This window comes from Curtobacterium sp. A7_M15 (genome assembly GCF_030705415.1).
Lineage (GTDB): Bacteria > Actinomycetota > Actinomycetes > Actinomycetales > Microbacteriaceae > Curtobacterium.
Window position 1 is genome coordinate 16625 of sequence record NZ_JAUZED010000037.1, and the last position, 13404, is coordinate 30028.

Genomic DNA, 13404 nt, shown 5'->3' on the forward strand with positions numbered 1-13404 from the left:
CCGCAGGGGCGGCGAGCTGTCACAGCAAGGCGTGAACCCGGGGGAAGAGGAAGACAGTGTCAGGCGGGACCCTGCGCTACCAAGGCGCGAAGATGGAGTCGCTCTGGAGCGACCTCAGTGCGGTGAAGCACGAGTTCGACAACGCAGATCAGCACTCGGGAGACGCAGCCGATGCTGTCGGCCATCCCGAGCTCGCCAGGCGGATCCGGTCATTCTCCTCGGGGTGGGACAGCCACCGCCGCGAACTCAGCGAATCGATCGAGAAGCTCGCGAAGATGGCGCTCAACATCGACAACGCGTTCGACGACTCGGAGACCGAGCTCGTGAAGTCCATCGCGGGTGAGCAGTGAGTGCGCTCGTGGCGGGTCCGTCCGGTGACCCGAGCGCGGTCCAGGCCATGGCGCGCCAGTACCACCAGGTGGCCTCGGCGATCAGCGGTGCTGCGAGCACGTTGCGGCGACTCGATGGATCCGACTCGGAGAGCAAGGCGGTCACGGCCTTCCTCGAGAAGGCCGGGGATCTCGCCGACAAGCTCGGCCGTGCCGAAGGTCGTTACTCCGGCACGGGCGACGCCCTGAACGAGTACGCCGGAGCGCTGTCGACCGCGATCGACGAAGCATCGTCTGCCAGCCGCCTGCACGACCAGAGCCAGACCGAGGCGCAGTCCTCCACCCGGTCCCAGGATCGTTACCAGGACCTCGCCAACTCCTCGACCGACCCAGATCAGCAGCAGGAGTTCCAGTCCCTTTCGGACACACAGCGGAATCGGGCCGAAAACGCCCGTGCAGAGGCCACGCGAGCAGCGAGCATGATGCAGTCCGCGCTCGAGGGACTCGAGACGGCAGCGCAACGCGCGATCGCCAAGATCGACGACAGTGTGGACGACGGCCTGGACGACAGCGCCTGGGACAACTTCAAGCAGTGGATGAAGGACAACGACGAGTGGATCTCGGTGGTGGTCAAGGTCGCCCAGTTCGCGGGAACCGTCCTGGCGATCGCCGCACTCCTCTTCCCCCTGACGTCGTGGCTCGGCGCTCTGGCGCTCGGCGTGATGATCTTCACCACAGCGGCGGACACCGCGAAAGCTGCGGCTGGGACAGGGTCATGGGCCGACGTTGGTCTCGACGCGTTGGGGTTCGTGACCTTCGGGGCGGGAACGCAGGTGGTCAAAGCTGGTCGAGGAGCAGTGAACGCCGTTGCAGAGTCTCGCGTCGCTTCGATCGTCGCCGACGGGATGTCCCGTGAAGCCGCTTTGACCCGCGTGGAACGAAGCTTCAACCGCATTCCGCGAGAGGGCATCTACCCCAAGTACCGTTTCATCGCGGGCGGCGACGAAGAGCTGGCGCACATGCTCCAGTGGATCCGCCGCTCTCAAGTCGGCGCAGTAGGACAAAGCGAACAAGCGGTCCAACACCTCGAACGCGTTCTCACGACCGGCGTCGCGACTGCCTGGACGGGCATCGGACTGGATGGCTTCGGGTGGCTCAAGGACGTCCTTCCTGCCTGGAAGCCAGTGGACAAGTGGGCGACGATGCCCGTCGGGGCGAAGTGGTGAAACCCGAGGTGGCACAACACGCGTTCACGGCCACTTCCTATGCGATCGCCGTACCGGCGCAGTGGGCGCACATTCCACTCGGCGACCCGGACGAGATGTTGGCGCACGCCTCGGGATCGATCCCAGCGTCGGATGACGATCATTGGCGAGCCGAGATGGGTGCCCTGTTCACCGAGGTCGTCACCGCAGACAGCAATCGTTCGCTGCTTGACGCGTACATCACTGTGGGTCCGGTTCCAGGAACTGCTGTGAGCGCGAGTTTGACGGTCGCTCGAGCCGACTTGGCGCATGCGCCGCAAAGACCATCGACGGACTATCTCTTGGCACGAGCGGTGACCGACGGTGCGGAAGTGATCGATGTCGCCGGAGCTGTCGGTGTCCTCACCCCCCGCGACCCAGCGGAGACAGACTCCTCCACTCCGTCACGTGTTGTCCGAGCCGAGAACGCATTCATCCAAGTGCCAGGGCGCGATGACTTTCTCTTGATCTGCTCGTTCAATGCGGTCACGAATGAGCCACCCATCGCCGCCCTAGCGGATGCCGAACAGCACATCGGCGCATCACTTTCCGAGCTGTTCCGCGCACTCCTCTCAACGGTGAGATGGGTGGACGAGTGTGGAGACATCAGGTCGCCACGAGCCGGAGGTGCGCAGTGACGCAACGCTCTGGGACGGTCCTAGCGATCGAGAGTTATGAGCCCGGCTGGATACTGGTGGATCCTCAATCCCGAACAAGTCCCGGGGGTGTCGTCGATCGTTGGGCGGCCGACCTCGGAGAAGCCCTTCCGGAGGACGGCTCGCTGCGCTCCTGGCTCATCGACGTTGTGAAACAGGCCTCGGATGCGCTCGTCGAGAACGAGCTGCTCGCCTTCTACCTGACCGACCCTGCCCAGCCGCTCATCGCTCTTCGAGTCCGGGTGACCGAAGCCAGCCGAGACTTGGAACTGGGTGAAATCGCGAGTGGCGACCCGGCGGGCTTGATCGAACCTCCGATCGTCGAGGAGTTCGTGTCGGTTCGACTCGGCGTTGGTCGACGCGCTTACCGCTTCAGGACGACAGGCGACGACCGTACGGTCGTGGGCAGCGTGATGTACGCGTTCGCCACTGAGGAAGCCACAATCACGGCCTTGTGCTCGTCAACTCATTTCGGCCTCCTCGCTGCACGGTCAACCACGGTCGAGCGGCTCGTCAACGGAATCGGCCTGATGCCATCGAAGGTAGGAAAGTGACATTGCACGTAATCGCGCCGGGCGCAGAAACGGAGTGGATCGTCGTCCCCCGAGACCTTCAACAGGCGTCCAACCGGGTGATGCAGCGATGGTCGTCCACCGCAGCTCGATCGGTCCTTCCCCGGCGCCTGTTCAAGCAGCACCCAAAGCAGTTCATGGTGCAGGCTTCGCTGGCTGCGGCAGCGCGCACGGTCGGAGATGACCGTCAGCTCTACGTGCTGCGCGAAGCTCTCCCAGATTCCTTCCTCTCTGTTGAACTGCACTGGGTTCCACTCGGCGATGACCATGAGCGTACCCTCCGAGAGTTGGCACAACCTTCACTCAAGCTCGTCGAGGTGCAGCCTGCCGCCGCGACAGACGAACCAGCTGTGACGACTGGACCTCGATTCGTTGCCGATCTCCTGCGCGATCACAAGCCGCACGGGCACATCATCGCCTTCGCCCTCGGAGCTTTGGCGGTCAGCGTGCTCGTCGATCTGCAACCGCGTTCAGAGGAGAGGATCCGTTCTTCCCTCGACCGGCTCCTGTCCTCGTTGACGGTCGACGACCGACCTTGACTGCGCGGTCGAGAGCGAAGGACCCCATGCGACTCGAATTCGACTACGTCAACGCGTGGACGAAGTTCATCGAGGGCGACCCGACCACCGCCGGGCGCGCCGCGACAGCGAACGTGGTGAGTCACCTCGAGTGGGAGGTTCCGGAACGCCTGGCAGCATCGATCGAGTCGACCATGACCGAGCTGGCGCAATTTCGAGACGACGTCGATGCTCACGACTTCTTCGTCCTGACGACGGACGCTCCGACGGTCGAGATGCTCGCTTACACGGTCGTCCAGTACTTCCCTGGACTGGATGCCGCCGCCCGGGCGGTCGACGACGCACTGCTCCCGCTCGCCGGACGAATCGGCGATCCCGAGGTGTCGACCTGGACGACCGCGCTCGGTCCGGCCACGCGGATCCTCGACCGGGCCAAGACCCCAGTTCGCTCACTCCTTCGTCGTTCAGTTCCGGCAACGACTATCCGCTGGGTGCAGCCCATCGAGCAGTTGCCCGATCCGCTGACTGCGGTGCTGACCACCTTCGTCCCCAAGCGTGCTGACGAAACGTTCACGGCACCACTGGTCGATCAGTTCGCGCTCGGCCTGGTGCTCGTCCCGGACTTCGCTTGACGACGACACCACCAGCAATCGGGCCATCAGAGAATCCATGAACCGCCGACGACCCCTCCTTCCCCGATGCCGCTGGGCTGCATTCGCCCGCGACACGATGATCGTGATTGCCCTCGGCGTCGGCGTCTCCTTCCTCCCCGGAGGCAAGTGCGACACGGGCCCCTGGGACGGACCGACCGCGTGGCTCATCCGGTACATCCTGTGGGCGTGCGCGCTGGTCGTCGGCCTCGCCATCGGGAGTCGGCACCCGCGGTCATCCAGACGAGCGCGTGGTGGGCGATGACGGCGAATGCGGAGGGCGCCGGACGCTCGTGGCTTGACCGGTGGTTGGCGGTGACCGACGTCAACGTCTCCAGGCGTACGCGCGGCCGCATCGTCTTGACGACGGCCGTCCTCAGCTGGCTTGCGGTGTCGGCGTGGATGGTCGTACAACGGGACGCACCGCGATGGCCCGGTGTGATGGTGCTCGGGGTCGTCTTCGGCGCGCTCGGTCTGTCCTACCTGGTCACCATGCTCCTCGGCGAACGGCCAAGTGGTCGAGTCGTACTCCGGTGCGCCGCCCTCGTCGTGATCGTGCACCTGGCCGTGGTGACGGCGCTGCTCTTCACGATCGTTCGCGAACCGAACCGCCTCGGCAAAGCACTTGACACCGTCCTGATCGCGCCCGGGTTGGGCGTCTTGTTCGCAGGATTGGGCTTGGTCGCCCTCTCCGCTGTCCTCGGCGTGAGCTTGGGCGTCGTGACGGTGCTGGACCTGACGACCCGGGCTGTCCGTGACCGAGGTCTGGGTCGTCTCGAGCGTGTCCGAACCCTGTCGCTCGCAGCGTGCGTCCTCGGCGCGACGCTGGCGTTCATCTGCCTATCCATCACACCGAGGCCAGCGGCCATGCCTGATTCCATCCACGGGAAAGGCGCTGGCGCGGCCATCATCTACTACCTGTTCCTCCAAGCCTTCGGCATCACGGAGACCAGACCTGGATGGTACGAGCACATGATCAACGTCGTGTTCATCGTTTCGCTCTTCCTGATCGCGCAGATCCTCCTGCGACCACTCTGGACACGGCTGTTGCGGTGACCAGTCGCTGGCCGTGGCTCCGCGCATTCCTACACCGCGCCTCCAGTCCGACCACCCGTCCACAAGCCGGACGCAACCCCACCTGCACGACGCAGGAACCTGCGAGAATCGACCCATGAGCGGCAGCACGACGCTGCGGGGGGCCTCGACGGGGTGCTCCGCGACGACCAGGACCCACCCCGTGGCAGGTGCCGCGTGCGCCTGACGTTCACCGCGACCCACCTGCCGACCGACGCCTCCGCGGACTTTGTGGTCGAGTGCGACGAGGACACCGTCCTCGGCGAGGTCGTCGAGATCGTCGCACGTCGTTTCGGTCTGAGCGCCGAGTCCATCGTCGAGGTCGCCGTCGACGCCGTTCCGACGACCCCGCACGCCCGGCTGGGTGACGGCGTCCTGCTCGAGGGGTCCCGCCTGACCTTCGGCGCTCCCGCGCCGGTCCTGCCGCTGCCGGCGGACCTGCCGAGCGTCCGCATCGTGGGTGGCCCCGGTGCCGGCACGGTCGTGGTGCTCGATGCCGGGATCGCGCACGTCGGTTCCGCCCCGGACGCCACGGTGCAGCTGTCGGACCGCACGGCGCCGGAGTACGCGGCGATCCTGCGCCTCGACCTCAACCGTCGGTTCTCGATCATCCCGACGCGCGGCTCGCGCGTGCTCCTCGACGGGACGGAACTCGACGAGGAGACGCCCGTCGAACCCGGCAGCGTCGTCACGATCGGCGACACGCTGCTGACGGTCGCGGTCCCGGACGCCGACCGGGCGGCGATCACCCTGACGCCGGGCGGCGGAACGCTCGATTACACCCGGCCGCCGCGCCTGCTGCCGGAGGAGACCCCGACGGTCTTCAAGCTGCCGGCGGCGCCGGGGCAGCAGTCGCGCCGCTCCATCCCGATCATCGCGGCGCTGGCGCCGCTCGGCATGGCGGCCGTGATGATCTCGATCTTCCACAACGTCGCCTACCTGGCGTTCGGGCTCATGTCGCCGATCATCATGTTCGGCAACGCCTGGTGGGACCGCCGGAACGGCAAGAAGACGCACCGGCAGCGCGTGGCCGAGTACGAGGAGACGAAGAAGGCGGTCGAGGCGGATGCCCTGGAGGCTGTGGCTCGCCACCAGCGTGAGTCCCGTACCAGCGCACCCGACCCGGCCACCGTGCTCGACATCGCGCTGCGCCGTCGCGCCCGTCTCTGGGAGCGTCGGAGGACCGACCCCGACTACCTCACGCTGCGCGTCGGCACGGCGGACGTGCCGTCCGGTGTCGTGCTCGAGGACCCGGCAGCACTGGAGCACCGCCGTGCGGTCGACAAGCTGGCCGAGGACGTGCCGGTGGTGGTCGACCTCGGCGAGCACGGCGTCGTCGGTGTCGCCGGCCGCGACGAGCACACACGGCACCTGACCTCGTGGCTCGTGGCACAGCTCGCGGTGCTGCAGAGTCCGCGGGACACCCAGTTCGTGGTGCTCACCGACGCGCAGTCCGCCGACGAGTGGGCCTGGCTGCGCTGGGTGCCGCAAGCACGACCGGGCTTCGGGCAGGACGCCGTCATCGCCATCGGCAACGACGCCGAGACGCTGGGCGCGCGGGTCGCCGAGCTCGGACAACTCATCGACGCCCGGCAGCGGGCGATGCGCGAGTCGAACGTGCGCGGGATCCCCGGCCCAGACGTCGTCGTGGTGCTCGACGGGGCCCGACGGCTGCGCGCGCTGCCCGGCCTGATCCGCATCCTGAAGGAAGGTCCCGCGGTCGGCGTCCGGGCGATCTGCATCGAGGAAGAGCCCCGGCTGCTGCCCGAGGAGTGCTCGGTCGTCGTCACGGTGGGCCCGGAGCGGATCCGCGTCGCCGCGCAGCGCCAGGCGACGGTTTCCGACGTCCGGCCGGACCGCATCCCGGACGGCTGGTTCGAGACCGTCGCCCGGGCGGTGGCCCCGATGGTCGACGCCGACGACGAGAGCGATGCCGGAGGGCTGCCGTCGTCGTCGCGACTGCTCGACGTGATGTTGCTGGAACCGCCGACGGCGCGGGCGATCACGGGGAAGTGGAGCGTCCGTGCCCGGACGACCGAGGTGGTCGTGGGCGAGAGCCTCGACGGTCCGTTCGCCTTCGACCTGCGTCGGGACGGCCCGCACGGGCTCGTCGCCGGGACGACCGGCTCGGGCAAGTCCGAGCTCCTGCAGACGATCGTCGCGTCGCTGGCGGCCACGAACACCCCGGAGGGCATGAACTTCGTCCTCATCGACTATAAGGGCGGTGCGGCGTTCCGTGACTTCGCGCCCCTGCCGCACACGGTCGGCATGGTCACGGACCTCGACACGCACCTGGTGGAGCGCGCCCTCGAGTCGCTCGGCGCCGAACTCCGTCGCCGCGAGCACCTGCTCGCGGACGCCGCTGCGAAGGACATCGAGGACTACGTCGACCGTCTCGGTCGCGGTGAGCCGCTGCCGCCGATGCCGCGCCTGCTCATCGTGATCGACGAGTTCGCGAGCCTCGTGCGCGAGCTCCCGGACTTCGTCACGGGCCTGGTCAACATCGCGCAGCGGGGCCGCTCGCTCGGCATCCACCTGATCCTCGCCACGCAGCGGCCGACCGGTGTCGTGTCGAACGACATCCGGGCGAACACCAACCTCCGGATCGCGCTCCGGGTCACCGACTCGAGCGAGAGCACCGACGTCATCGACGCCGGTGACGCGGCGCAGATCCAGAAGAGCACGCCCGGCCGCGGGTACATCCGGCTCGGTGCCGGTGCGCTCCTGCCGTTCCAGGCCGGGCGGGTGGGTGGTCGGCGACCGGGGTTGTCGACCGGACGCAAGCAGGTCTGGGCCGGTGCCGTCTCGTGGTCGTCGCTCGGCACCACACCGCCGGCGCCACCGAAGTCGAAGGAACTGCAGGCCGAGGAACGGACCGACCTACAGGACCTCGTCGCTGCCGTCGCCGAGGCGGCGACGGATCTCGGTGGACCGGCGCCCTACCGTCCGTGGCTCGACGCCCTGCCGGAGACGCTGCTCTTCACCGACCTGAACGACCGGGCGTGGGAGCTCGACGACAGCGGCACGACCGACGCCCGCGTGGGCCCGCTGCCGTTCGCGCTGCAGGACTTCCCGGCCGAGCAGGCGCAGCGGGTCCGGAGCCTCGACCTCGACTCGGACGGGCACCTGTACGTGGTGGGTGCCCCGCGGAGCGGTCGGTCGCAGGTGCTCCGCACGATCGCCGCCGCGGTCGCCCGGAACACCTCGGCAGCCGACGTCCACGTGTACGCCCTCGACTGCGGCAACGGTGCGCTGCTGCCGATCCAGGCCCTCCCGCACACCGGTGCCGTCGTGCAGCGTGTGCAGACCGAGCGCGCGCAGCGGCTGCTCACGAAGCTCACCCAGGAGCTCGCCCGCCGACAGCAGGTCCTGGCCGACGGCGGGTTCGCGAGCATCGTCGAGCAGCGCGCGGCGGCGGTCGTCCCCGCCGACCGGCTCCCCCACATCGTGTTCATGCTCGACCGGTGGGAAGGATTCGTGGGCTCGCTCGGCGAACTCGACCACGGTGCTCCGACCGACCAGGTGATGACCCTCCTGCGCGAGGGCGCGAGCGTCGGCATCCACCTGGTCGTCACGGGCGACCGGCAGCTCCTGTCGAGCCGGATGGCGACCCTGGTCGAGGACAAGCTCGTCCTCCGACTCTCCGACCGCGGGGACTACGGTCTGGCGTCCCTCAACCCCCGGAAACTCCCCGAGCAGGTGCCGGACGGGCGGGCGTTCGCGTCCGAGTCCGCGACCGAGACGCAGATCGCCCTGCTCGCCGCCGCCGGCACCGGCCAGTCGCAGGCTGCGGCGATCACCGCCCTCGCGACCTTCGCGACCGAGCGGGACCGTTCGGTCGAGCGCGCGCGTCGGCCGTTCCGCGTCGACCAGCTGTCCGGTCCGGTGCCGTTCGACCGTGCGTGGGAGATGCGCGACGACGACGCCGACCTGTTCGGCCTCGTCGGCATCGGCGGCGACGACCTCACCGCGATCGGGCCGGACCTCGCCGCCGCGGGGTCGTTCGTCGTCGGCGGTCCCGCGAAGTCCGGGCGGAGCTCCGTCCTGCTGTCGATCGCACGGTCGGTGCTGCGCGAGGGGGGCGAGCTCGTGCTCGTCACCCCGCGGCAGTCGCCCCTGCGCGCCCTCGCGTCCGAGCCCGGCGTCCTCGGTGCCCACGAGGGCGTCGACGTCACCGAGGCCGATCTCGCACCGCTGTTCGACGGCCAGCCCGGCCGCCGGGTGCTCGTCATCGACGATGCCGAACTCGTCAAGGACGCACCGGCGAAGAGCTGGCTGCAGGGTTTCGTGAAGAGCGCCGCCGACAACGGGCAGGCGATCGTCGCGGCTGGGCTGACTGCCGAGTTCGGCGTCGGGTTCACGGGGTGGCAGGTCGACATGAAGCGACGTCGCTCCGGGGCACTGCTGAGCCCGCAGGCGATCACCGAGGGCGACCTGCTCGGCATGCGTCTGCCACGGAGCAGCATCGTCGAGCGGGTGCAGGTCGGCTCCGCGCTCGTGCACCTCGGTGACGGCGAGCTGGTGTCGGTGCAGGTGCCGGTCCCCTGATCTCGCATCGGTTCTTGTCGTACTGACAAATACCGTGGTACGGTCGGGTCATGGCAGTCGAACTCAGCACCCGGACCACCCGGGGCACCCAGGCGACACCGACGTTCTCCTCCATGCGGTTCCCCGCCGGTGAAGCACACGTCAAGGTCGCACACGACGCCGACGCGGGGGACCTCATCGAGATCGCGACCCTGCGCGGCACGAACGGCGACGACCTCCTCATGCTCGGCATGTGGGCGGACGCCGTCCGGCAGCGCGGATCCCGGTCCGTCGCGCTCATCCCCTACCTGCCCGGCGCCCGGCAGGACCGCGGCCTCCCCTTCGGCGCGAAGGTCTACGCGGACGTCATCAACGGCTTCGGGATCGACCAGGTCGTCGCGTTCGACCCGCACTCGCCGGTGATCGTCGACCTGGTGGAGCGCCTGACCGTGGTGACGAGCGAGACCATCGTCCGCGACCAGGTCGTGGCGGGCTCCGACTACAGCGGGATCATCGCCCCCGACAAGGGCGCCGTCGCCCGGGCGACCGCTGTGGCCGACGCCTGTGGGCTGCCGGTGTTCCGCGCCGAGAAGCACCGCAACCCGGACACCGGCAAGCTCGACGGCTTCACCTGCGAGCCACTGCCCGACAGCGGCCGACTGCTCGTGGTCGACGACATCTGCGACGGCGGCGGCACGTTCACGGGCCTCGCCGGTGCCACCGGTCTGCCGAAGGAGCGCCTCGGGCTCTGGGTGTCGCACGGTGTCTTCTCCGGCCGGGCCCCGCAGCTCGCCGAGCACTTCGGGGAGATCGTCACGACGGACTCCTACCCCGCGCAGAACCCCATCGAGGGCCTGCGCACGATCGAACTCACCCCCTACCTGACGGAGCAGATCCGATGACGCAGACCGACACCACCACGACCAGCACCACCGGCATCGAGCCCCGTCTCATCAGGCCGAGCCCGATCGCCCCGCTCCTCGCCGTCGACGGCTACAAGCACTCGCACCGGCAGGTCTACCCGGCCGGCACCACGCGGATCCTCATCAACTGGACGAACCGTTCGAACGCGCACATGCCCGACTCGACGCACGCCGTGGTGTTCGGTCTGCAGGCGTTCATCCAGCGTTCGCTCGTCGAGGCGTGGGCGCCGTTCTTCGCCGCCGACGAGGACGAGGTCGCCGACCTGTTCGAGCAGGCGCTGCAGGGGTACTTCGGCCCGAACCACATCGGGACCGAGCACGTCCGTGCGCTCCACCGCCTCGGGTACCTCCCGCTCGAGATCCGTGCCCTCCCCGAGGGCACGCTCGCCCCGATCGGCGTCGCGACCCTCACCGTCGAGAACACCGTCGACGAGTTCTTCTGGCTGCCGAACTACATCGAGACGGCGCTGTCGGCCTCGATCTGGCACCCGTCGACCGTCGCGACGAAGGCGCTCGAGTACCGCGACCTCATGGAGGACTGGGCGGCCCGCACCGGCGCCGACCCCGCCAGCATCGACTTCGCCGCACACGACTTCTCGTTCCGGGGGCAGTCGAGCATCGAGTCGGCCGCGGCCGGTGGCGCCGGGCACCTGCTCTCGTTCCTCGGCACCGACTCGATGCCGTCGCTCGACTTCATCGACCGCTACTACCCGGGCGACAACGGCTGGGTGGCGGCGAGCGTCCCCGCCACCGAGCACAGCGTCATGTGCGTACGCGGTGCCGACGGCGAGCTGGCCACCTTCGAGCAGATCCTCGACGTGTACCCGACGGGCATCGTGTCCGCCGTGAGCGACGGCTTCGACCTCTTCAAGGTGATCACCGAGACGCTCCCGCAGCTGCAGGACCGGATCACGGGTCGCGACGGCAAGCTGGTCATCCGCCCGGACTCCGGCGACCCGGTGGACATCGTCACGGGCACCGTGCACGGCGTGGGACAGGCGGCGCTGACCGACCCGGCGCGCAGCCACGAGGAGAAGGGCGTCGTCGAGCTCCTCGACGAGATCTTCGGGCACACCGTGAACGAGCAGGGCTACAAGGTGCTCGACCAGCACATCGGCGTGATCTACGGCGACAGCATCACGCTCGACCGTGCCCGACGCATCTACGAGCGCCTCGCCGCCAAGGGCTACGCGAGCGACAACATCGTGCTCGGCATCGGCTCGTACACGTACCAGTACATGACCCGCGACAACCTCGGCAGCGCGGTGAAGGCCACGTGGGCCCTGGTGGACGGCGAACCCGTCGACATCCAGAAGGACCCGAAGACCGGCAGCGGCAAGAAGAGCGCGAAGGGCCGGATCGCGCTGCACCGCGACGAGACCGGCGAGATCCGCCAGACCGACCAGGCCACCGCCGAGGACGAAGCGACGAGCCTGCTCCAGCCCGTGTGGGTCGACGGCCGGTTCCGCGTCCTGCAGTCCTTCGCCGACGTCCGAGCGACCCTGCGGCGCGAGCGGGCCGAGCGGGCGGCCCGACGGGCGACGGCGTGACCGACGCCACCTCGGCGGCCCGTGACCAGCCGCTCATCGCGATCGACGTCGTCCCGGTGACGTTCGCGACGAGCGACGGGTTGCGGGTCGCCACCGCGCGTCGGCAGTTCGCTCCGTTCGCCGGCCAGGAGGCGCTCCCCGGCGTGCTCCTGGACGGTGCGGAACTCCTCGCCGACGGTGCTCGACGCGCACTGCGGACCAAGACCGGGATCGACGCGGCCGCGGTCCGGCACCTCGCGCAGGTCGGCGCGTTCGACGGGCCCTCGCGCGATCCGCGGGACACCGCGATCAGCATCGCGTTCCTGGCCGTCCTCGCACCGGTGGTCGCGGCCCCGCCGACGGCCGCAGCACCCGCGGTGTGGCGCCGACCCGACGGGGATGACCCGCGCCTCCCGTTCGACCACGACGCGATCATCCGGGCCGCCCTCGACCACGTCCGCACACGGATCTGGCGCGACCTGCCACTCACCCGCGCGCTGCTCGGCGACGTGTTCACCACCACCGACGCGGCTGCGCTGCACACCGCACTGACGGGCGTGCAGCCGGACCCCGGGAACACGAACCGAGCGCTGCGGACCAACCCGGCGCTCGTCCGCACCGAAGCACCGACGACGGCCGCTGGCCGAGGGGGCCGTCCCCCGGCAACCTGGACGTGGGCGGGCTGACCGCGGTTGGGTGGGGGCATGCCCTCCGCTCCGCTGTCCGGTGACACCTCGTTCGCGTTCCCGGAGTACACCGGCCCGCCCGCTTCGCCCTTCGACGTCGCCCGAACCTGGATCGAGGAAGCACGGCAGGGAGACGTCTCCGAGCCGATGTCGATGACGCTCGCGACAGCCGGCTCGGACGGCCGGGTCTCGGCGCGGACCGTGGACGTCAAGCGCCTCGACGACCGCGGGCTGGTGTTCGGGACCTCGACGCTCAGCCCGAGCGGCCGGCAGCTCGACGACAACCCGTTCGCCGCGCTCCAGGTGTACTGGCGGGAGACCATGCAGCAGCTGCGGTTCGAGGGTCGGGCCGTGCAGCTCTCGGACGCCGAGTCCGACGCCCTGTTCGCCGACCGGTCGCCGAAGTCCCGCGCCGCCACGGCCATCGCCGACCAGTCCTCGGTGCTCGAGCCGCGGACCCTGCAGGACCTCATCGACGACGCCAACGCGCTGCTCGACGAGGCCGACGACGACGTGCCCCGACCGGAGGGCTGGGTGGCGTGGCGGCTCGAGCCCGACCGCGTCGAGTTCTGGCACGGCAGCCGCGACCGGATGCACCGGCGGTTGCAGTACGTGCTCGCCGACGGGGCGTGGTCGGTGGCCCGGTTGCAGCCGTAGCGCGGGGGCGCGGCGCGCCGGCTCCGCCCGGGCGCCGCG

The 13404-nt window shown here is 69.2% G+C and carries 12 protein-coding genes; all 12 read left to right on the forward strand.

Annotation, left to right across the window (positions count from 1 at the left end):
• Nucleotides 1-56: 56 nt before the first annotated feature.
• A complete protein-coding gene (locus Q7F20_RS08845) occupies nucleotides 57-350 on the forward strand; it encodes a hypothetical protein (protein ID WP_148287050.1) in 294 nt (97 codons plus the stop codon).
• Nucleotides 347-1555, forward strand: coding sequence for a putative T7SS-secreted protein (locus Q7F20_RS08850; RefSeq protein WP_305739743.1), 1209 nt, complete (start codon nucleotides 347-349; stop codon nucleotides 1553-1555). Before Q7F20_RS08845 ends, Q7F20_RS08850 begins: the two co-directional genes overlap by 4 nt.
• The gene (locus Q7F20_RS08855) at nucleotides 1522-2211 is read left to right on the forward strand and encodes a hypothetical protein (protein WP_305739744.1); all 690 of its coding nucleotides are present in this window, start codon (nucleotides 1522-1524) and stop codon (nucleotides 2209-2211) included. The genes Q7F20_RS08850 and Q7F20_RS08855 overlap by 34 nt, the downstream gene beginning before the upstream one ends.
• Nucleotides 2208-2783 carry a hypothetical protein gene (locus tag Q7F20_RS08860; protein ID WP_305739745.1) on the forward strand — a complete coding sequence of 192 codons (576 nt, stop codon included), beginning with the start codon at nucleotides 2208-2210 and terminating at the stop codon, nucleotides 2781-2783. Before Q7F20_RS08855 ends, Q7F20_RS08860 begins: the two co-directional genes overlap by 4 nt.
• Complete coding sequence (locus tag Q7F20_RS08865; RefSeq protein ID WP_305739746.1) at nucleotides 2780-3340, forward strand: hypothetical protein; 561 nt, start codon at nucleotides 2780-2782, stop codon at nucleotides 3338-3340. Before Q7F20_RS08860 ends, Q7F20_RS08865 begins: the two co-directional genes overlap by 4 nt.
• A gap of 173 nt (nucleotides 3341-3513) precedes the next feature.
• Nucleotides 3514-3951 carry a hypothetical protein gene (locus tag Q7F20_RS08870; protein WP_305739747.1) on the forward strand — a complete coding sequence of 146 codons (438 nt, stop codon included), beginning with the start codon at nucleotides 3514-3516 and terminating at the stop codon, nucleotides 3949-3951.
• A 459-nt stretch (nucleotides 3952-4410) separates the two neighbouring features.
• Nucleotides 4411-5025, forward strand: a complete 615-nt coding sequence (locus Q7F20_RS08875) for a hypothetical protein (RefSeq protein ID WP_305739748.1) — start codon at nucleotides 4411-4413, stop codon at nucleotides 5023-5025.
• Nucleotides 5026-5220: 195 nt separating this feature from the next.
• Nucleotides 5221-9591, forward strand: coding sequence for an FtsK/SpoIIIE domain-containing protein (locus Q7F20_RS08880; protein WP_305739749.1), 4371 nt, complete (start codon nucleotides 5221-5223; stop codon nucleotides 9589-9591).
• 50 nt (nucleotides 9592-9641) lie between these two features.
• Nucleotides 9642-10472: a ribose-phosphate pyrophosphokinase-like domain-containing protein gene (locus Q7F20_RS08885; protein WP_305739750.1), complete on the forward strand. Its 831-nt coding sequence runs from the start codon at nucleotides 9642-9644 to the stop codon at nucleotides 10470-10472.
• The gene (locus Q7F20_RS08890) at nucleotides 10469-12043 is read left to right on the forward strand and encodes a nicotinate phosphoribosyltransferase (protein WP_305739751.1); all 1575 of its coding nucleotides are present in this window, start codon (nucleotides 10469-10471) and stop codon (nucleotides 12041-12043) included. The genes Q7F20_RS08885 and Q7F20_RS08890 overlap by 4 nt, the downstream gene beginning before the upstream one ends.
• A complete protein-coding gene (locus Q7F20_RS08895; RefSeq protein WP_305739752.1) occupies nucleotides 12040-12708 on the forward strand; it encodes an NUDIX domain-containing protein in 669 nt (222 codons plus the stop codon). Before Q7F20_RS08890 ends, Q7F20_RS08895 begins: the two co-directional genes overlap by 4 nt.
• A gap of 18 nt (nucleotides 12709-12726) precedes the next feature.
• A complete protein-coding gene (locus Q7F20_RS08900; protein ID WP_305739753.1) occupies nucleotides 12727-13365 on the forward strand; it encodes a pyridoxal 5'-phosphate synthase in 639 nt (212 codons plus the stop codon).
• Nucleotides 13366-13404 lie beyond the last annotated feature (39 nt).

Bases quoted from the DNA above. Each gene is read 5' to 3' on its own strand.
- Q7F20_RS08885 (WP_305739750.1), top strand. From the start codon at position 9,642: ATGGCAGTCGAACTCAGCACCCGGACCACCCGGGGCACCCAGGCGACA.
- Q7F20_RS08870 (WP_305739747.1), top strand. From the start codon at position 3,514: ATGACCGAGCTGGCGCAATTTCGAGACGACGTCGATGCTCACGACTTC.
- Q7F20_RS08890 (WP_305739751.1), top strand. From the start codon at position 10,469: ATGACGCAGACCGACACCACCACGACCAGCACCACCGGCATCGAGCCC.
- Q7F20_RS08900 (WP_305739753.1), top strand. From the start codon at position 12,727: ATGCCCTCCGCTCCGCTGTCCGGTGACACCTCGTTCGCGTTCCCGGAG.
- Q7F20_RS08875 (WP_305739748.1), top strand. From the start codon at position 4,411: ATGGTGCTCGGGGTCGTCTTCGGCGCGCTCGGTCTGTCCTACCTGGTC.